General features: G+C 45.9%; 18 protein-coding genes and 1 riboswitch. Of the genes, 10 read left to right on the top strand and 8 right to left on the bottom strand.

Features of this window, described 5'->3' with window-relative positions; genetic code table 11:
• Window positions 1–145 precede the first annotated feature (145 nt).
• A riboswitch (SAM riboswitch) is annotated at window positions 146–270 on the top strand.
• A 224-nt stretch (window positions 271–494) separates the two neighbouring features.
• The 6 genes from thrC to WCK19_RS13440 all read left to right on the top strand — a co-directional run bounded on the left by thrC (window position 495) and on the right by WCK19_RS13440 (window position 7,186).
• The gene (gene thrC / locus WCK19_RS13415) at window positions 495–1,769 is read left to right on the top strand and encodes a threonine synthase (protein WP_342397895.1); all 1,275 of its coding nucleotides are present in this window, start codon (window positions 495–497) and stop codon (window positions 1,767–1,769) included.
• 99 nt (window positions 1,770–1,868) lie between these two features.
• Window positions 1,869–2,939 carry a selenide, water dikinase SelD gene (selD, locus tag WCK19_RS13420; protein ID WP_342397896.1) on the top strand — a complete coding sequence of 357 codons (1,071 nt, stop codon included), beginning with the start codon at window positions 1,869–1,871 and terminating at the stop codon, window positions 2,937–2,939.
• Between the two features lie 161 nt (window positions 2,940–3,100).
• Window positions 3,101–4,000, top strand: coding sequence for a cation diffusion facilitator family transporter (locus WCK19_RS13425; RefSeq protein WP_342397897.1), 900 nt, complete (start codon window positions 3,101–3,103; stop codon window positions 3,998–4,000).
• Window positions 4,001–4,256: 256 nt separating this feature from the next.
• Window positions 4,257–4,997, top strand: a complete 741-nt coding sequence (locus tag WCK19_RS13430) for an LppX_LprAFG lipoprotein (protein WP_342397898.1) — start codon at window positions 4,257–4,259, stop codon at window positions 4,995–4,997.
• A 6-nt stretch (window positions 4,998–5,003) separates the two neighbouring features.
• Window positions 5,004–6,596, top strand: a complete 1,593-nt coding sequence (locus WCK19_RS13435) for an MFS transporter (protein ID WP_342397899.1) — start codon at window positions 5,004–5,006, stop codon at window positions 6,594–6,596.
• Window positions 6,597–6,733: 137 nt separating this feature from the next.
• Window positions 6,734–7,186, top strand: a complete 453-nt coding sequence (locus WCK19_RS13440) for a peroxiredoxin (RefSeq protein ID WP_342397900.1) — start codon at window positions 6,734–6,736, stop codon at window positions 7,184–7,186.
• 278 nt (window positions 7,187–7,464) lie between these two features.
• On the opposite strand, the gene WCK19_RS13445 is transcribed toward WCK19_RS13440, so the two are convergent.
• The 8 genes from WCK19_RS13445 to WCK19_RS13480 form a co-directional block, all read right to left on the bottom strand.
• Entirely contained in the window at window positions 7,465–7,860 is a 396-nt protein-coding gene (locus WCK19_RS13445; RefSeq protein ID WP_342397901.1) for a DUF3037 domain-containing protein, read from the bottom strand.
• A complete protein-coding gene (locus tag WCK19_RS13450; protein ID WP_342397902.1) occupies window positions 7,838–8,623 on the bottom strand; it encodes a HipA family kinase in 786 nt (261 codons plus the stop codon). The genes WCK19_RS13445 and WCK19_RS13450 overlap by 23 nt, the downstream gene beginning before the upstream one ends.
• A gap of 147 nt (window positions 8,624–8,770) precedes the next feature.
• Window positions 8,771–9,403 carry a bacteriochlorophyll 4-vinyl reductase gene (gene bchJ / locus WCK19_RS13455; RefSeq protein WP_342397903.1) on the bottom strand — a complete coding sequence of 211 codons (633 nt, stop codon included), beginning with the start codon at window positions 9,401–9,403 and terminating at the stop codon, window positions 8,771–8,773.
• Window position 9,404: 1 nt separating this feature from the next.
• Complete coding sequence (gene bchE, locus WCK19_RS13460) at window positions 9,405–11,231, bottom strand: magnesium-protoporphyrin IX monomethyl ester anaerobic oxidative cyclase (RefSeq protein WP_342397904.1); 1,827 nt, start codon at window positions 11,229–11,231, stop codon at window positions 9,405–9,407.
• Window positions 11,232–11,478: 247 nt separating this feature from the next.
• Window positions 11,479–11,976 carry a histidine phosphatase family protein gene (locus WCK19_RS13465; protein WP_342397905.1) on the bottom strand — a complete coding sequence of 166 codons (498 nt, stop codon included), beginning with the start codon at window positions 11,974–11,976 and terminating at the stop codon, window positions 11,479–11,481.
• An 11-nt stretch (window positions 11,977–11,987) separates the two neighbouring features.
• A complete protein-coding gene (locus WCK19_RS13470; protein WP_342397906.1) occupies window positions 11,988–12,290 on the bottom strand; it encodes an antibiotic biosynthesis monooxygenase in 303 nt (100 codons plus the stop codon).
• Between the two features lie 24 nt (window positions 12,291–12,314).
• Window positions 12,315–13,532: a class I SAM-dependent rRNA methyltransferase gene (locus WCK19_RS13475; protein ID WP_342397907.1), complete on the bottom strand. Its 1,218-nt coding sequence runs from the start codon at window positions 13,530–13,532 to the stop codon at window positions 12,315–12,317.
• A 39-nt stretch (window positions 13,533–13,571) separates the two neighbouring features.
• Window positions 13,572–14,960: a serine hydrolase gene (locus tag WCK19_RS13480; protein WP_342397908.1), complete on the bottom strand. Its 1,389-nt coding sequence runs from the start codon at window positions 14,958–14,960 to the stop codon at window positions 13,572–13,574.
• A gap of 661 nt (window positions 14,961–15,621) precedes the next feature.
• Here WCK19_RS13480 and WCK19_RS13485 point away from each other — a divergent pair.
• The 4 genes from WCK19_RS13485 (at window position 15,622) to WCK19_RS13500 (ending at window position 19,098) form a co-directional block, all read left to right on the top strand.
• Window positions 15,622–16,113, top strand: a complete 492-nt coding sequence (locus WCK19_RS13485) for a nicotinamide-nucleotide amidohydrolase family protein (RefSeq protein ID WP_342397909.1) — start codon at window positions 15,622–15,624, stop codon at window positions 16,111–16,113.
• A gap of 20 nt (window positions 16,114–16,133) precedes the next feature.
• On the top strand, window positions 16,134–16,736 hold the full coding sequence (locus WCK19_RS13490) for a thioredoxin family protein (protein WP_342397910.1): 603 nt from the start codon (window positions 16,134–16,136) through the stop codon (window positions 16,734–16,736).
• A gap of 248 nt (window positions 16,737–16,984) precedes the next feature.
• On the top strand, window positions 16,985–18,163 hold the full coding sequence (locus WCK19_RS13495; protein WP_342397911.1) for an aminotransferase class V-fold PLP-dependent enzyme: 1,179 nt from the start codon (window positions 16,985–16,987) through the stop codon (window positions 18,161–18,163).
• A 167-nt stretch (window positions 18,164–18,330) separates the two neighbouring features.
• Entirely contained in the window at window positions 18,331–19,098 is a 768-nt protein-coding gene (locus tag WCK19_RS13500) for a transporter (RefSeq protein ID WP_342397912.1), read from the top strand.
• Window positions 19,099–19,180 lie beyond the last annotated feature (82 nt).

The following is a 19,180-nucleotide window of genomic DNA, read 5'->3' on the forward strand; positions in this document are numbered from 1 at the left end:
CAATTTGGTTTATTCATTCTCTTACTTTACCACATCTTGCTTTTTAGGCACTCCCTGAAATTAAAAAGTCTTGACAAACGCTATAAAATATATTATCTTAATAACGCCGAGCAAGATTATCGGCTTAACAAATGAATAGTTGTTGCTCTTATCAAGAGAGGTGGAGGGATAAAGGCCCTGTGAAGCCCGGCAACCAACGCAAGCGGAAAAAAATATGCGTATGGTGCCAATTCCAGCGTAACCATTTAACAGATTTACGCAAGATAAGGGAGCTAGTAAAATTGCACAAACGCAATTTATCAAGAATAGCTAGTTTACCCCCTTATCCAAGAGCAGATAAGCGGGTTTTTTTATGCCCGTTTTACTCCTACACGATTAAGAACCGCGCAAATCTGTTGCGTCACTGTATTTGGATAAACATCCAGAAAGTGTCCACGCTTTCTTAAAGTTTGCCCGGTTTAGAAAAACTAAATGCTCGTTATAAGGAGATAATAATGACCAGTATATTGGAAAAAAGCGAAAAACCCATTCAAAATATACCTGTAAGCGCGGCATCTGGCTTGACATGTAAAGCTTGCGGGGCGCTGCATCCGATTTCTCCGGCGCATGTTTGCGAAGAATGTTTTGGACCACTCGAAGTAACCTATGATTTCAGCAAATTTAATCCGGTTCAATTAAAGAAACAAATCGAAGCCGGTCCGCGTGACATTTGGCGCTATGCTCCTTTACTGCCAGTTCAGCCCCATAGCCTTACACTGACCGGAGTTGGCTATACCCCTTTGCAACGCGCTTGGAATCTGTCTGCTAAACTTGGAATAGATGAACTTTACATAAAAAATGATGCGGTTAATCCCACTCACTCCTTTAAAGATCGGGTTGTAGCGGTGGCTCTGGCAAAAGCGCTTGAATTTGGATTTGATACTATCGCTTGCGCCTCCACCGGAAATTTGGCGGGCGCAGTAGCGGCGGCAGGGGCGCGTGCTGGATTGAAAACTTATGTATTTGTACCTGCTTCAATTGAACCGGGCAAGATTCTTTCAGCGGCGGTTTACGGAGCGGAGATTGTTGCGGTGGATGGCACTTATGACGAAGCAAACCGCCTAGCCAGTCAGGTAGCGGACGAATACGGCTGGGGCTTTGTAAACATCAACTTGCGTCCATTCTATAGTGAAGGTTCAAAAACTCTTGCTTACGAAACTGCCGAGCAGTTGGGCTGGAAATTACCCGACCATGTGGTTGCGCCCATCGCCAGCGGTTCACTCTATACCAAAATTACTAAAGGTTTTAAGGAACTCATCAACTTGGGGTTGGTGGCTGCCCAAGCGTTACCTGCTATGTCAGGGGCGCAACCTGCCGGATGCAACCCGGTTGCCACTGCCTATTCCACTGAAGCGGGTGAAATTACCCCGGTAAGAAGCCCTAACACTATCGCTCATTCATTGGCAATCGGTAGTCCTGCCGATGGCTATTACAGTTTGCAAATTGCCCGTCAGACCGGGGGAATAATCGAGCAAGTTACCGATGCGGAAATAATCGAGGCGGTTAAATTGCTGGCTTCTACCGAAGGTATTTTCACCGAACCGGCGGGTGGTGTTACTCTCGCGGTTTTGAAAAAGCTGATAAATCAGGGCAAAATACGCCGAGATGAAAAGACTGTAATTTACATAACTGGGAACGGTTACAAAACCCAATCTGCGTTGGAAGGCGAGTATAACCTGCCACAGCCCATTGCCCCGAAACTAAGCGCATTCGAGAAACTGCTTGGCTGATTTCAAACTCAAACTTCTATAACTCTGGGGTTATGTTATAATTTCTATATGGATATAACATAATCGGAAGTTATATCAAACCTTAAAGGAGTTATAGAAGTGGCGGAGTCAACCCACGAAAAGATAAAGCTAACCGCGCTGGTTGCATGCGCTGGTTGAGCTTCCAAACTGAGTCCAATGGCTCTGGAGCAAGTTTTGCTCCCTTTGAAAAAATACGATAATCCCAACCTGCTTGTTGGATTGAAAGCCAGCGATGATGCAGCGGTGTATCGAATTTCGCCGGATGTGGCAATTGTACAAACCGTTGATTTTTTCCCGCCGGTAGTTGACGACCCCTATTTTTATGGGGCGATTGCGGCTGCTAACGCTATGAGCGATGTGTATGCGATGGGCGGCGAGGTCACGATGGGTATAAATATCGTAGCTTTCCCCGATAATTTGCCCTTGTCAATCCTAACAACCATACTTCAGGGAGGGGCGGACAAAATGGCAGAGGTGGGTGCGGTTATTGCGGGTGGTCATACTATAACCGACAAAGAGCCTAAGTATGGCATATGTGTAACCGGGCTGGTGCATCCCGACCAGATTTTTACCAAAGGTGGGGCGAAAGCAGGGGATTATCTATATCTGACCAAGCCGCTTGGGGTCGGTACGATTACCACTGCCCATAAGGGTGATGCCGTTGACCTAGAAGACCTGAGAATTGCAATCCAGAGTATGTTAAGGCTTAACCGCGGTGCGGCTCAACTCTTGCGTCGCTACGGGGGCAACTATGTACACGCTTGCACCGATATTACCGGCTTTGGATTGTTAGGGCATGCTTCCGAGATGGCAACCCAGAGCGACGCGGTTGATTTGGTAATTGATTCGCAAACTGTACCGCTATTGCCTGGCGCTCGCCGTTATTCACGTCAGGGCTTTATGCCGGGCGGTATGGGCAGAAATCGGGTATTTCTACAGCAAGAGGCTGCACCTAAAGTAAAAATTACCTGTAAACTTGAGCTTGACTTAGAAGATTTGTTATTTGACCCTGAGACTAGTGGTGGGCTGTTTTTTGCCTTTGCTGCAAACGCTTCCGCTGAACTGGAATCTGCTTTCATAAAAGCGGGCGAACCGTTATGGAAAATCGGCGAAGTTCAAATTGGCAGTGGTTTAACGTTGGTCAAATAAGTAAGCGGTTTTTAAAGGACATGGTAATTGCTATGTCCTTTTTTTATTGCCTGAAATTGGGAATAGTGCAAGCTAACTTGTGATTTTAGCAGACTGTGTTGCAGATAAACTTATAATAGTTTGAGTGGCTATGATTTACGAATATATAAGGGTAGAAAATATTGGATAATATTAAGCTTAAGTTTATTTACCTGTCTTTGGCAACTTCTTTCGCAACTATAACCCTAAAAACGGTTGCTTTTTTGTTGACAGGCTCGGTCAGCCTTTTGTCAGATGCGATGGAGAGCATCGTCAATATTATTGCTGCTTTCACCGCGCTTATTGCCTTGAGGATAGCGGCACGTCCCCCCGATAAAACCCACCAGTATGGACATGAAAAAGCTGAATTTTTAAGCAGCGCTATTGAAGGCGGTCTAATTCTTGTAGCGGCTTTTGCCATCATAAATCAAGCAATCCCGCGTTTATTTAACCCGAAAGAACTTGAAAGCCTCGGTTGGGGGCTTGGGGTTTCGATGGTAGCTACTCTGCTGAACTTTATCGTGGCGAGGACTCTTATAACCGCAGGTCGTAAGCATGATAGCATTGCTTTGGAAGCAGACGGTAAGCACTTAATGACCGATGTAATAACTTCGGTGGGAGTGGTACTGGGGTTGCTAGTGGTATTGCCTACAAACTGGCTGATACTCGACCCGATTATCGCTATTTTAGTAGCGTGCAATATCGTTTTTGAGGGTGGCAAGCTGATAATGCGAAGTGTGGATGGCTTAATGGACAAGACCTTGCCTGAGAACGAGATTGAGCGCATAAATAAGGCAATCAACGAGGTGGTGAAAGCTTCCAACGAGCAGATAGTCTTTCATAATTTGCGTACCCGCAAAAGTGGAGGATTCCGTTTTGCCGATTTGCACATGCTAACGCCGGGGAATTGGTCGGTGCAGGAAGCGCACCAATGGACGGAAGAGATAGAGAAGGCTTTACGACAGGAATTTAGCAATATTCGGGTGTCAATTCATGAAGAGCCGATAGAAGACCCCCGCTCCCACAGCGATTCTTGGAGCTAGTATTTGAATACGCTCTTCCCGAATTTACCAACGAGGGCGCATTCCGATGCGCTCCTCCCAATCCGAACTAAAACAATTTGCTCAAACTCCTCGCCTAAACCCCTTTGAGAAAAGTTTTATAGGGGACAATTCCTTTCTTGCAGCCGCACTCTTTTTGACATTGCTGATATGCCTTATGTAGAGACAGGCTATGCTATAATCTGTTCTGAATAATTAACTACCGGAAACCCGCTTAGTAAGAATAGGAAATTCACCTATGCGATGTACCAAATCGAGCTTTTCCGAGTCGCGTGTTCCTTTTATATTGCTGTTTACGCTAGTATTCAGCTTTATTCTTGCGGCATGCGGCGACCCTACCCCTACGCCACTTTCACTTCCTGACCCAAAAGTGTTGGCGAAACAATCTGCCGATGAACTTTATGCCGTTAAGTTTGTGCATTTCTTGGTGGATATTAAGCAGGGAGAAGTGCCGATAGTGACCGGAATTTCATTCCGAAGAGCCGAAGGTGATTATGTCAAGCCTGATAGCTATAAAGCGACTTTGCGCGTTAGTTTAGCGCTTGGGCAGGTGGAAGCCACCACCGTTGCGTTGGGTACCGAGCAATGGATTCTGGTTAAAGGGCTAAGCGATAAATGGCAATCTCTACCCGATGGAGTGGGCTTCAAGGCATCGGAGCTTTTCGATTCACAGCGTGGTCTTGGCGCAATTGTGCAGAAAGCTCAAAATCTCTCAATAGCCGGGACTGAAACCGTTGATAGCGCGGAGTGCTGGAAACTCAGCGGAACTATTCAAGGTAAAGAATTGGAAACCTTTACTGCCGGCACTCTCAATAACAGCGATGTGAATTTTGACATCTGGGTGTCCAAAAGTGATACCCTGCTGCGACAGGCTATTTTAAAAGAAGTTACGCAAGACCCTGCCAAAGGCGTAACTTGGCAAATGAATTTTAGCAAATTTAATGAAGCTGTGACCGTCCAAAGACCGGCGGGAGTATAAAGCCTGATGCTTAAAGATACGGCTCAATCAGAACAATCCGAACAAAATATGGGTGGAACACCTTGGCTTGTGTTAGGGATACTCTCGATTGGGGTAATTCTGGCGGCTCTCGACCTTACGGTGGTGGTGGCAATCCTGACTAGTATTATGGACAGTTTGGATGTCACTATTGATAATATTGATCAGGGCGCGTGGATAGTTAGCGCCTACCTGTTGGCTTACACCGTTACTATGCCTTTTATGGGGCGGGTTTCTGATGTTTTTGGACGGCGAGAAGTGTTTTTGGGTGCATTGCTGGTCTTTGTAGGTGGTTCGGTAGTGGCTGCGCTTGCTACTTCCCTTCCGGTAATGCTTGCCGCACGCTCCTTACAAGCTCTCGGCGGCGGGGCAATGGTGCCAGTTTCGATGGCAGTGGTAGGCGACCTTTTCCCGCCTAATAAGCGCGGTATGGCTCTGGGAATAATCGGGGCAGCTGATACGGCAGGGTGGGTGCTTGGTCCATTATACGGCTCGTTGATGCTACGCTATTTTAATTGGCATTCAATTTTCTGGATCAATGTGCCGTTAGGTTTAATTTCGGCTGCAATTATTTATTTTATGCTCAAACCAGCCCTAAAAACCAGCCGTCATAGCTCTATTAATTTTGGCAACCTCTGGAAGAACATTGATATACCCGGATTTTTGCTATTAGCGGTGTCGCTTATTTGTCTTTCGCTGGCACTTGGCGGCAAGGATACGGCGGCGTTGAGTGGCGCATCGCTTGAAGAAATCACCAAGAACCCCCTGAAAGAATACCAGATACCTCTATTAATTGGAGCGGCAGTAGCATTATTGCTCTTTGTTCTAACCGAACTGCGAATAGATAAACCGCTAATAAACATGCGTACTTTTCTGCGGGTGCCTTATTCAGCCGCGAACCTTGCTAATCTATTTATCGGTGGAGCGTTGGTTGCGGCGCTGGTAGGGATTGCGCTATTTGTTAACTCGACAGACCGCAGCAATAACGCAATTGACATATCATTCCATAGCGCGTTGGCGCTCGCTCCTTTAACGCTTGGAATGGCGCTGGGTGCGGTTCTTGGCGGTTGGCTTAGCGACAGGTTGGGTTATCGTCTTGCTACGATTTTGGGTTTGGCGATGGTATCGGGCGGCTTTTTATTGATGAATCGCTGGGATACTCACTGGCAACTACCGGATGACTTATCGAATTTGTTGCCCGGCGCAAGTGTGGCGGGTTTGGGTTTTGGTTTCGTGATTGCCCCGGTGGGCAGCGCGGTAATAGACTGGGCGGAACGCGAAGAAATAGGGGTTGCCGCTGCTTTGGTACTTATTTTGCGGTTGATAGGTATGACTCTTGGTACTTCTTTCTTGACTACATGGACTCTAAACCGCTATAACGATTTGAAGCCAAAGAATATAGATATTACAAAAATTGATGCACAAGCTATGACCCTCCCTTTGGCGCAAGCTGTAACCGAAGTCTTTTTAGGGGCGGCTGCGCTGGCTGCGCTGGCAATTTTCCCTGCTTTGCTACTGTCTCGGCGCAAGTTCAGTTCTCAGGAAGAACAAAGCAGACACGAAATCAGCCATTTACTTTAAACAAAACCTATACACAACCTTCCACCGAGATAACCCCCAAAATTAGCCAATTCGGTTTATTATGTAGATGGTTCTTTGCAAATAACAAACCTGAATATGTGCATATTAAAATAGTTTCTTGAAAGAAGGGTACATAAATGGCTTTACATGTAGGTAACACTGCGCCTGATTTTACAGTTAAAGATCACAAAGGAAATGTAGTAAGACTTTCCTCATTTAAGGGTGTCAGCCCGGTGGTGCTGATATTTTACCCCGGCGATGAGACCCCCGGTTGCACCATCCAGCTTTGTAGCGCTCGCGATGATTACGATAAATACCGCGAAGCAGGAGTCGAAGTATTCGGGGTGAATCAGGCAGATCAGGAAAAGCATACCCGCTTCGTAGCGCGACACAAGTTAAAGACCCCGCTATTGGTTGACCGCAATTATGCTGTATCCGAGAAATATGATGCTTTGATGAAATTAGGACCACTACGCCTGATTAATCGCACCGTAGTAGGCATTGATACAGAGGGTAAAATTGTTTTCTACAAACGCGGGATGCCTGCCACTGCTGAAATTCTTTCCAGCTTTAAAGTAGCAAAGGCGTAGCGAGCTTACGCTTTTGGCGCTATCCTTAAAAATTTTGTATAGCAGGCGAGGGGTTTAAAACCCCTTGTTTTTATTTTCGTGGCTTTAATCTACAGCTATTTCAATTAACATCGTAATCTTTGCAAAAATTTGATAATTGGCAACACTTTTTTTAGATATTTTTTACATTCGGGTAGTATAGTGTTTATAGAGGAATTAATCTCCAAAAGTAATCCTCTTGTCCAATAATCCCGCACAAGCTTAGCACAATCCGCCCTTATCCCTTGGGCGGTTTTTATTTACTGCGTGGGCAAACGCACCATTGTTTCCATTAAGTGTTCAAGGCATAAGGCAGGTTCAGCGCATAAACCGGAGTGCGGAGGTGAGGTCTGGATAATCGCGCTACGGGGCGCAACCAGCCAGTGAAAGCGTTCTTGTTGCGATAACGCCGAAATTGTGCCACCCTCAACTGACCCGGCGCAAATCAGTGGGATACCTGCTAGATGTTTTTCTACCGCTTCTATATCTATTTGCGGATATAACGCCCCCAAGCGGTTGCGGTCAAGCGCAATAGCACAATTCAGGTATCGGCGTGGGCGACAATAGAGGATAATGCCTACGTTCAAGCACTCGCCGCGTTCTACCCTTGGCACAACCCGAATAATGGCATAATCAAACGCGACCAGATCGGGCATTTACCGCCTCCTCTACAAATGCGCTTGAGGCTTCTAGCCGTCTTGTCAGGTAGGTCAGATAAGCCTCTCGATTTTCCTGCGGGTTGGAGAATATCGGTTCTTTTTCAAACCACTCATCTGGGATTATCGCAGTGATTTCTTCCAGAATATTACCGGACAGAAGCGGTTTTAGGCGTGCGTCAGTTTGCGCCAAATCGCTGGCAAATTTCAACAACACATGGTTTTTGATAGCGCTGAAGCGATTGGAGGTACGTTCAAGATACCCATTCCAATTAAAGTGAAAATACAGCGAAGCAGCGTGATCAATCAGCCAGAGTTGCCGCTGCCACATCAACAAATTGGTATTGCGGGAGGTGCGATCTACGTTGGTAAGATAGGAATCCATCCACACAATGGCAGAAGCTAAAGTAGCATCGGGCTTAGGGGAGGCGGTAGGGTCATATGCCAACGCACCATCCAGATATTTTAAGGCGAGATTCAACCCTGTGCTGGCTTTCAACAAATCCTGAATTTCGGGGTCAGGCTCGTTACGGCTCAGCGAAGCATCAAGCTCCATAAAAACCAGTTCAGGCACAGGCAAGCCCAACGCTCGCGCTATTTCCCCGCCCACCAGTTCTGCCACCAGCGCTTTGCTGCCTTGCCCCGCCCCCCGAAATTTCATGACATACATTGCGTTGTCCTCCGCTTCCACAATGGCTGGTAGTGAGCCACCTTCGCGTAGTGGGGTAATATAGCGGGTTGCTGTTAGCGTTTTTAATTGCATCAGATTAGAATTTCTAAAGGTCTGTTTTCTATTATCATAACTGTAAGATAACACATGCTCTGCTTGAGAGCAAAGATTGGCTTGGAAATAAAAAAGCGAGGACTCGTGCTGAAATTGCAAATCCTCGCTCTAACCGGAATAATTAATCTAACGTGTGAATTTTATCTGGAAAATGCAGCGCGAGTCTCCTCGAATGGCACATTCGATTTCCTCTACCTGAATGTGAGCATCCACCAGCGTTTTGAGCAGAGTTTCAAATGCGCCAGTATAGTAACTACATACCGGTACATCCGCTTTGCTAATGGCATGGCGAATGATGCTTTCATCCAGATTTATTTGGAGTTGTGGAGAAAGCGTGAAGCTGTATTTCCCGCTCCCGGCAAATGTCCAAGCGTTTTTACCGATAGCATTAAGCATCACTTTTAGGCGTAAGTTGCGCGGCAAAAACTTAATGATACGTTGCGCGAACTTAGGGATGCGATTTGCCAGTACATACTCTCCGGTAAACTGACCGGAGAGACGAAGCAACGGTAAAGTCTCCTGAACGCCAAGATTGGAATATAGCATCCTTGCTAAGGTGATAAACTCACCCTCGTCTATCATTTCACCCGGATGATGCTCCCACAGGAAGCTCTGCCCACCCTCGTCCAGTATTCGACGCGCTTTCTCATCACCGTAGATACGGCGCATAGCGCGTACGGTCTGGATTAAGGAGTTTGGGCCGATCTTACCTGAAGGATGAGCTGAAGCGTTGTTATGATCCAGACCGGCGGTAGCCATTCTAGCTCTCCTTCTGAGTCACCGGCTCGACATCCTCCAACTCCTCGTAAACATCGGGCAAGCCTTTGGGAGCGCCACAGGCGGAAACATCGGTGGAAACCATCTTCATGACAGCTTGGGGTGCTTCCTCCTCGACATATTCCGGCAAGTGGTTTGGCGCGCCGCAAGCGGAAACCGAAATGGAGTCAATCATGGTCAGCTTCTTTTTATCGGAGTCCTCTTCACTATACTCTACGGGCAAGCCTTTAGGAGCGCCGTGCAGAGAAACAGGTCCATTGCCGATATTGCCTAGCATGACAACATTCTCCTGCGAGATTTTGTCACCACGCATACCCTTGTAACGCGCCAATTCTTCCGTATTCAGAATTCTATCAGAGTCGAAACCAAAGTCGATTTCAGCCTTGAAGCCCTTGCGTTTGATACGTCCAAGGTTATAGAAACGTTTGTTTAGGGTGGTGACGGCGAAAGCCTTCAAGCAACCCATCATATATTTGCGTTTCCATTTATCCTTGATGAAGGGGTAGGAAGTAAAGGTTTTGTTGGCGAAGAAACGGGCATAATTCTTCAAAACGCCCTTCAAGACCTCTTCGCGTTCCATATTATCGGGTTTCATGATGGGGGTTACGAAGTTGTACTTGGAATAATCACGCACCTCTACCCTGTCGCCCAGTTCCTCGAACAGTTCGGCGAAGGGCCAAGGGGTGTACATATTCCAGTTCGCCATGTCTGGTTTCCAGTCCATCGCCAAACGATAAGTTTCTTCGATGGTTTCTTTCGTTTCGTTTTCCAGACCCATAATGAACTGTACTTCTGCTACCATACCCGCGTCTTTCAGCAGTTGGACGGCGCGTTTGTTCTGCTCGATAGTAGTCTGTTTGCGGAAACGATCCAGTTTCAACTGAGCGGCAGCTTCAGTTCCGAGCGAAACGTGTACCAGACCCGCCTTGCGGTAGAAGGGCAGCAATTCCTGATCGCGCAAAATATCAGTCACGCGGGTATTGATACCCCAGTGAATATCTAGTTTGCGGTCAATCAACTCTTGGCAAAGCGCCACAAATTTCTTTTTATTGATGGTTGGTTCTTCGTCAGCGAGGATGAAGAAACCTACATTGTGTACTTTCACCAATTGCTCGATTTCATCTACGAACAATTTTGGAGAGCGGGTGCGATAAGTGCGCCAGAAACTCCACTGCGAGCAGAAACGGCAAGTGAAGGGGCAACCACGCGCAAAGTTTGGTACTGCTACGCGACAGTTGAGTGGGCGATAGATGTAATCTTTCCACTCTAGCAAGCTCCAGTCTGCCGAAAGCGTATCTAAATTCTGGATTACCGGGTGTGCCGGTGTGGCTATCACCTGCCCATCTTCCAAGTAGGAGAGACCCAAGATTGTGCTGCGATCCTGCAAATCAGTGCCTGCTTCGATAGAGCGCAACAGATTTACAATGATTTCCTCGCCCTCACCGCGTACAATGTAATCAATATAGGGCGCTTCGTTCAAAACTTCGGCATACATAAAAGTAGGATGAATACCGCCGAGGATGGTTTTAGCATTTGGCGCCATCTCTCGCGCAATTTTCATTACTTTCTGCGACTGATAAATCATAGGGGTAATGGCAGTAGTCAATACCACATCGGGGGCATATGATTTGATGATTGCGGCGACAGTCTCATCCGGTAAGTCTTTGGTCATCGAATCTACGAACTTGACTTGGTTGTACCCTGCCTTTTTAAGCGCTCCACCAATGTAGGGGACCCAGCCGGGAGGCCAGTTACCGGCTATTTCAGCGCCGCCGGAATGGTAATTTGGCTGAATCATTAAAATACGCATGGATCTCTCCTTTTTCCTCACGCAAAGCTGCTGCTGGGTGTAGGCTCGATGCTATTCCTGCATCCCGAATTATTCCATTAGTGAGTGAGATTATCAATGAGGTGAACCGATACACTCATGCTAAAATATCGCATATCGGTTAATATACCGGTAAATTAAAGTTAACAAAAGGTTAAAAAATCCAGAGTACATACTACTAATTTGATTCTTCTAAATTTAGTAGCCACAAACCCGCCCGTAGAGAGCTTTAGAAATCAACATCTTCTGAAAGGGCAACTGCGGCGGATTTGGGGCTGAGATGCCATAGTAATTTGCCATTTTGAAAGTCACTGCCAACCTCAATACAAACTGCATGGGCTTTTTTCAGCCCTACCTCCTCACCACAGAGCGCGGTAATAAGCTGTTCCAACTCTGGTTTATGCCCAACTAGTGCCACACAATTATAATTCTCGTATGACTCCAATAATTCTATGGAAGGTTGCGTTGCAACGTTAGGATTGATGGAAAGTGCCTCATCTACCCGGTAAATTTGAAGAGTTGGTAAATAAGGCAGCAGATAAGCAGCAGTCTGGGTTGCACGCCGATAAGGGCTACTGAAGATAGCTTTTACATCCGGTTCATGTAGGGCAATCAACTCACCAAGTTTGCGGCAATTCTTGATTCCCTTAGCAGTGAGAGCTTGATTTTCTTCTGCAACCCCTGCGGTGTATTCGCGTTCGGCGTGTCTAATAAGAATTATTCTCATTCACTTGCGCCCTAAACTACCTCGAATACCTCAACGGTAGATTGCAGCGGGCTTTTTCCTCCAGCATCCCGACTACTGTGAGCTTTTGCAAAGGAATCACCATCGCGCCATGTCTGAAAACTTTCGCGGTCTTCCCAGAAAGTCATTGCCACGTAAAGGATTTTGCCTGCTTCAACTTCGTTCTCCAATTTTAGCAGATTAAAGCTGACAAAGCCTTTGTTGCTGTTCATATCGGTGGTGGTATGGGCAAAGCCTTGCTCCACACGTCCGCTCAATTCAGCCGGACAGGTGATACGATTTTGAACTACTATCATTTACTTAATTCTCCAATCATTATATTAATCCAGTACCCTGCAAAATAATGCTTTTAGGTAACGGCTTTCAGGCGTAAAAATATTCACCGGATGATCTAAACCATGCTCAAGACTTTCCAGAATTTGCACGCGGCGATGTGTTTGAGCGGCTGCTTGTGCGATTGTTCCGCTAAAGTCTTCCATACTGATACTGCCAGAACAGGAACAGGTTAGCAGGATGCCGCCGGGCTTAACCAGCGGCAAACCCAAAGTGTTCAAACGCACATATCCTTGCAATGCTTTTTCTTTTTCACGGTGGCTTTTAGTAAAGGCAGGTGGGTCAAGCACCACTGTATCAAAACGTTCGGTGCAACTTTGCAGATATTCAAATGCGTCCGCTACCACGAATGCATGCTTATCAGAATATAAGTTGTTAAGGCTAAAATTGCGACGCGCCAGTTCCAGAGCAACAGCAGATTGATCAAGGCTGGTAGTTTTCAGCTTTGGGTTTGCGTGTGCAGCATATACCGAAAAGCCGCCCGAATAGCTGAAACAATTCAATAAGCTGCTGCCTTTGGAATAGTGGAGCAAGGCTAGGCGTTTATCGCGTTGGTCGGCGTAAAAGCCCGTTTTTTGTCCTGTCCACGGATTTACCGCAAATTTCAAATTATTTTCTGTAACAACCAATTCCTTTGGTATTTCCCCAAAAATCAATTGTGGTTCTTCTCGCTTTAAACCCTCACGGGTACGCACCTGCACATCGTTTCTGAGAAGTAATGCCTTTGGTTGCAAAACTTGCTTAATTCCGTCAATAATATAGTCAAGCAGGTGGTCTATACCTGCGGTATGTGACTGAATAACTACCACACCTGCATAATAATCGGCAATTAAACCGGGTATATAATCTCCTTCCGCATTAACCAAACGGAACGCATTAGTGGTTTCAAGGTCAAGGTGTGTTTTTCTTAAATTATAGGCATCGGCAAGCCGTTCAGCAAAGAAGTGCGCGTCAATAGGCAGGTCGGGATTAACGGTAAGTATTCGTACTGCAATATCTGTACCAGAGTTGTAGTAGCCTCGCGCTACAAACTCGCCTCCTGCGTCTTCCAAATCCACCACTGTACCAGCTTTATGGGGCGGCACAGGTGTTTGCAATGCGCCGGAAAAGACCCAAGGATGCCCGCGTCGGGCTGTCCAATCACGCCCTTGTTTCAGTTTCAATTTTGGATAATTAGGTATGTTCATAACGGCATTATAGCACATAGCCCGATTCTCCCAAATCAGCTATTATTTGCAATAATTTTAGGGTCGTCCCGATGTTACCACCCATGCTTCCCCAATGAAGCGGTTTATTGCTTGTTCAGCCTGCACCTCATTTCCGGTGATGATAACTACAACAACAACCGGCTTCCCATTTGTCTTAGAGAAAAAGCCGCTCTCACCCCGAAAGTTGGTGTTTTGCCCACTCAAATGCCCATATTTTACATCTTTGGGTAAGTCTGTACCGAACATATTAAGTGCATGGTCTTCACTGTTATCCCCGATGGTAGCCCTTGCCACTAAAATTTGCATCAGTTGAGTTGAAGCTTTTTCACTAACCACGTAACCATCTACCAAATCATAAAGAAACTGTCCAATGTCCTGCGCCGAAGTATAGTTTTCGTTATTAGCATCGGGAAGTCCCAATTTGCGTTGCAAAAGGGTGTCTTTGTAACCGCTATTTTGGGAATAATCGTTAACTTTCTGGAACCCACCCAGTTTATCAATCAGTAGATTAGCGGCTGTATTATCGCTATGGACGAGCATATTATAAAGTATATCTTCGTAGGTAAATTTAGATCCAACCTTAGTCGGTTGATTCATTATTCCAGTGCCGGATACTTGATCAGCTTTTTTCAGGATGTAAGTATCAGATAAATTAAGGTTGCCATTCTCAACTTCAGCAAGCACGGTAGCAGCAATCCACAATTTGATAAGGCTGGCAGCAGGAATCTTATCATTCTCGTTTACTGCCACATAATCTCCAGTAGGCAAGATAACAATGGCATGTGCGCCTTTAGGCAAATTATTAAATATTCTATTGATGCTATCTAACTCATCCGGGTCCTGAGTTTCAATTGGTATTGGAGTCGGCATTGGCGTAGTAGTCGGCTCAGGGGTTGAAGTAGGTTCAGGGGTTGTAGTAGGCGCAATAGTAGTAGATTCTAGCGTTGTGATAGCTACAGTAGCGCTGACTGTAGTTTGTCGGGTAGTGGCTGCAATAACAACTGTTGTTTTAGGAGGTAGTATAATCCCGGTTTTTTCCACATTTGGAGCAGAAGTAGCCGATGCAACAGCAACAGTTTTGCTAGTCTCATCTGTTTTTCTAACCGTTACTACCATAATAATTGCTGCCACAGCCGCAATCAGCACGATGGTTGAAACCGCCAATCCTACCACTAGTAATGCTCTGTTTTTGCCAGAACCTTTTTTTGCTAAATTCTTTTCATATTGAAACGGCTTTGGATAGAAAAAACTCTGCATCCCGGTATAGGTAAGACCCCGTTGTTGTAACTGGTAGAGGCGCATCGGTACATCCAGATAATTGGGGTAGTTATGCTGCAAATCTACAAGAGTCTCATAAGCAGCTTGGTAGTTGCCCAAGCGTTCTTGCTGCAACACATAGGCATATGCCTGTTGAGCGGTTACCATTACTGAACCTCCACAGTAACAAGCGGAATAAAAACTACGATTGGTAAAAAATAGACAATAAAACCATTAACACACTCTCGTAAAAATTCAGGTTTATCCGGGTAATTTAAAAGTTAATATTGTTAGATTTCCAAGCTAAAATTATTATTACCCTGTGAACATGTAAAGAATAATTATACCTTCTTGTTTTGTACCTAACCTAACTTTTGTACCCACTTAACCGCTTTATTATGCACGAAGCGGTACAACCTTGCACTTGCCGCTCTGGTATTGACTTCATCGCGGACACCATCTGACTTATTAAAGGACTTTGTGTCTCTATTATACCAACTACATCTAACTGTGCCACTTCCATAAATGGTTAAATATAAGGATACTAGGTTAGTGCGTCGGATAAGCGCCTTTTATCCTTAAAGGGCTGGAAAGTTTTCGTTACTACTACAAGGGAGAGCGTCATACCAAATTGAGTTTGGTGCAACAGAAAAGCTACCACAAATGTTGGATGCTGGTACAGAAGGTGTAGAGTTTGACGAGGCTTGTTAGAATAGCGCTATGATACAAGAACTGATTAAAGCTAACTTCGGGGTAGAGTATCGCGGAAAACCAAGCGTAAAGCTACCCATATAGAGCTATCCGGAAAAATACCCTTTAGGAGAATATAATGGCTGATATTGGTTCGATAATGGCGGAGGGAATGGTGGGAGCGCTACTCCGCGAAAAACGCCTTACTGTTGCCACCGCCGAAAGCTGTACCGGTGGATTGATTGGAGATCGCCTTACCAATATATCCGGCTCGAGTGACTATTTTATGGGTGGGGTGATGAGCTACAGTAACCGGGTAAAAGAAAAAATATTGGGTGTCCCTGCAATAACGCTGGAAACGGTGGGAGCAGTGAGTAGCGAATGTGCGCTGGCAATGGCGCAGGGCGTTCGCCATTTGCTGGATACCGACATTGGCGTAAGCGCCACCGGAATTGCGGGACCGGGCGGCGGTACGCCACAAAAGCCGGTTGGTTTGGTTTATATTGCGCTGTCCGCCGATGGTTACGAACGAGTAGAGTGTTTTATTTGGTCGGGTGATCGCATCCAAAATAAGCGCGAATCCTCTGAAGCAGCTCTAAAAATATTGATAGAATACCTGCAAAGCCTTTAATAGATTGGAGTAGTACATATATGCCTTTAAGCGAAGAACGACAGAAACTTGCCTTTAGCAATGCGATGACTCCGCGCCAGTTTGTAGAAAGCATGGGGATTTATCGCGAAAGATTGGAATCAGGCTACAAAGCTACCGAATTTCGCCCGGAAACTCTGACTCTCCTTGCCGCTTTACCGGAACCGCTGGAGGCGCTGGGGTTGGTGGAGGATACATCGGGGGATGTGGTTTTCAACTTACCCATCCTGATGAAGTTGGCTGACCACACCGGAAAGTTAAACATTCACCTGTTGCGCCGTTCAGATAATCAGGATATTGCCTCCCAATATGTTTTGCGAAGTGGGCGCAATCATCTGCCCACTTATATTTTCTACAATGCAAAGGGTGACGAGTTGGGAACCTTTATCGAGCGTCCTTCATTTGTAATGGAGTTGATGGCAGACTGGTTTCAGGAATTTTGGGAAACTTACCCTAACCTACCCGGTTTCGGCGCATTTCCCGGACAGATGCCAGAGGTTAGCCGTTTAGCGTTAAACGATTTCTTCGCCGAAAAGCGCGAACCATATCGCGCTCAAGAAGCTGAAGCCATCGCCGCACACATTTTAAAGTTGGTTGGCTCTTGAGAACTGCCACTTTCAGGTTTCAGGGCGGTTGCAAAGCCGGCATTTCCAGCATCCGCCCTAAACGTTAAGAAAATCGTTTTTGTAGTATTTGAACACGCCCTTCCCGAATTTGTTGTTGCTAATGTGGGTAGATTCCCTGTACAATCATCACCAATGTAAGATAGTCAAATCCCCCCATAATTACGAATTATTTTGTTTTCTCAACCAATTTGGTTCTATCAAATTCTTAAAGCGCAGGAGTTAGTAAGATGGATGTTGAAAAAATTGAGCAAATCAGAGCGAAATTTCCAGCCATTCTCGCCAACACATATTTGAATACCGGCACTAATGGTCCATTCCCTGAATGTGGGCATAAGGCTACGCTTGAGTATGCTCAGAAGCAATACGAAAGCGGCAGAATCGGGTTTGAGTCTTTTACCGAGATGTTTCGCGAATTTACCCTTGCTACCAAAGCAGTAGCTAACTTGTTAGGGTGTGATTCCGAAGAAATAGCTTTGACCCACAATACTACTGAAGGGATGAATATTGCTCTGATGGGTTTGGATTGGAGCAAAGGCGATGAAATAATTACTGCTACTACCGAACATCCGGGTGGTCTTTATCCTGCATATCTGCTAAAACAAAGATATGGAGTGAAAATTCGCCAAACTTCTATAGGAAAACCCGGAATAGATTCGATTGCGGAATTAAAACGGGTATTGAATAACAGAACTAAAGCGGTGGTACTTTCGCATGTCTCATGGAGTAGCGGAATGGTTTTGCCAATACGTGAAATTGCCGACCTAGTTCACCAGACAGACGCGCTCCTGATATGCGATGCCGCCCAATCCTGCGGGATGGTTCCCAGCAAGGTTTACGAACTAGGCGTAGATGCTTACGCTATATCAGGTCAAAAATGGCTTTGTGGTCCGGATGGAACGGGAGCATTGTTTATTCGCAAAGACCTTATTGGGAGTCTGTCGCAAACTTTTATTGGGTATTTTGGAGTAAAAGCCAGCGATTACGCCGGTAACTTTGTACCAAACGATGGCGCAAAACGCTATATGGCTGCTACCCTCTACCCTCCCTCGGTCAAGGCATGGCGCGTAATATTGGAATGGCTTGACCAAGACGTAGGCTGGGAATGGGTTTACAAGCGTATAGCCGAATTAGGGCATTATTGTTACGAGCAAATCTCGCAGCTTCCGGGTGTTTCTATGTACACTCCCAAAGATAGCATGGCGGGATTGGTTCATTTTTCCTTTGAGCAAATTGCCGCCCCTGACCTTAGCGCAAAGCTGGCTGAAAAGGGCATACTGGTTAGACCAACCCCAGACCCGGTTTTAACCAGAGCCTCTACCGGGTTTTACAATTCGGAAGAAGATATTGACCGTTTGGTACAGGGTATTGCAGAAGTTGTTGCCGAAACTGCTGTCGCAAAATCATGATATATTAGTGTAGCATTCCTCATATGTAAGGCTCTTTAAAATCTCTAGGTTAATCAACCCAACTCATATAAATGAGCAGTACAAACAATGGGGCTTTCTGTAAAAGTTAGCCCCTCTTAGAGAATTGTAAACACCTATCACCCAGCTAAGTTTGAGAGGAGCCAAAATTGCAGGCTAATATTCTGACAAGTGTCATGACACAGGCAGTTGAACACACCCCAATTACTGAAGTGCTACTATATGTTCTAATTCCAATGGCAGCTATCGTAGCAGGCGGCATTCTTGCCAGTTTCATGATTCCGGGACCGGTATTTACAAGCACAGTACAACATTTTGCCGCCGGGGTAGTGTTCTTTGCGGTAGCGGTAGAATTATTGCCGAAAATGCTGCATGAGAAAGAACCGATAGCTATTATAATCGGCTTTACCGTTGGCGTAGTTTTGATGCTGATTATCAAAAAGTTTGCGGAAGGCGCAGAGGGAATAGAAGAGGGGACGAAGCAACCCACTAGCTTACTTATCACCGTAGCAATTGATGTCTCGATTGACGGTTTACTGGTCGGGTTAGGCTTTGCGGCAGGCGGGCGTGAGGGGGTTTTGCTAACTGTTGCGTTAGGTATAGAAATATTCTTTCTGGGTTTGGCTACATCCAGTGCCCTCAGCCGCGCCAAAGTTTCAAGACAAAAAGCTATCCTGCTACATCTAGGACTGTCATTATTGATAGGTATAGGTGGCGTACTAGGCGCAACCTTACTGGGCGGGCTTTCGGGAGCAGTGCTTGAAGTATTTTTGGCTTTCGGGGTTGCCGCGCTTATGTTTTTGGTCACTGAAGAACTACTGGTGGAAGCCCACAAGGAGCATGACACGATTTTCGGTACGGCGATGTTCTTTGTCGGCTTTATGCTCTTTTTATTGATAAGCCTTGTCTCAAGCTAAAAAAATCAGACTCACGGTTAAATATTTTTCGGGGATTGGGTAACATATTTGCCCTTCCCCTTTTCTCTTCTCAAGCGTAGCA

It is taken from the genome of Candidatus Chlorohelix sp. (assembly GCF_037138995.1).
Lineage (GTDB): Bacteria > Chloroflexota > Chloroflexia > Chloroheliales > Chloroheliaceae > Chlorohelix.

What these genes read in the sequence shown, in the direction of transcription:
- thrC (WP_342397895.1), top strand. Translation starts at nt 495, where the DNA reads ATGACCAGTATATTGGAAAAAAGCGAAAAACCCATTCAAAATATACCT.
- WCK19_RS13430 (WP_342397898.1), top strand. Translation starts at nt 4,257, where the DNA reads ATGCGATGTACCAAATCGAGCTTTTCCGAGTCGCGTGTTCCTTTTATA.
- WCK19_RS13435 (WP_342397899.1), top strand. Translation starts at nt 5,004, where the DNA reads ATGCTTAAAGATACGGCTCAATCAGAACAATCCGAACAAAATATGGGT.
- WCK19_RS13440 (WP_342397900.1), top strand. Translation starts at nt 6,734, where the DNA reads ATGGCTTTACATGTAGGTAACACTGCGCCTGATTTTACAGTTAAAGAT.
- WCK19_RS13445 (WP_342397901.1), bottom strand. Translation starts at nt 7,860, where the DNA reads ATGCCCGATCTGGTCGCGTTTGATTATGCCATTATTCGGGTTGTGCCA.
- WCK19_RS13450 (WP_342397902.1), bottom strand. Translation starts at nt 8,623, where the DNA reads ATGCAATTAAAAACGCTAACAGCAACCCGCTATATTACCCCACTACGC.
- bchJ (WP_342397903.1), bottom strand. Translation starts at nt 9,403, where the DNA reads ATGGCTACCGCCGGTCTGGATCATAACAACGCTTCAGCTCATCCTTCA.
- bchE (WP_342397904.1), bottom strand. Translation starts at nt 11,231, where the DNA reads ATGCGTATTTTAATGATTCAGCCAAATTACCATTCCGGCGGCGCTGAA.
- WCK19_RS13465 (WP_342397905.1), bottom strand. Translation starts at nt 11,976, where the DNA reads ATGAGAATAATTCTTATTAGACACGCCGAACGCGAATACACCGCAGGG.
- WCK19_RS13470 (WP_342397906.1), bottom strand. Translation starts at nt 12,290, where the DNA reads ATGATAGTAGTTCAAAATCGTATCACCTGTCCGGCTGAATTGAGCGGA.
- WCK19_RS13475 (WP_342397907.1), bottom strand. Translation starts at nt 13,532, where the DNA reads ATGTGCTATAATGCCGTTATGAACATACCTAATTATCCAAAATTGAAA.
- WCK19_RS13480 (WP_342397908.1), bottom strand. Translation starts at nt 14,960, where the DNA reads ATGGTAACCGCTCAACAGGCATATGCCTATGTGTTGCAGCAAGAACGC.
- WCK19_RS13485 (WP_342397909.1), top strand. Translation starts at nt 15,622, where the DNA reads ATGGCTGATATTGGTTCGATAATGGCGGAGGGAATGGTGGGAGCGCTA.
- WCK19_RS13490 (WP_342397910.1), top strand. Translation starts at nt 16,134, where the DNA reads ATGCCTTTAAGCGAAGAACGACAGAAACTTGCCTTTAGCAATGCGATG.
- WCK19_RS13495 (WP_342397911.1), top strand. Translation starts at nt 16,985, where the DNA reads ATGGATGTTGAAAAAATTGAGCAAATCAGAGCGAAATTTCCAGCCATT.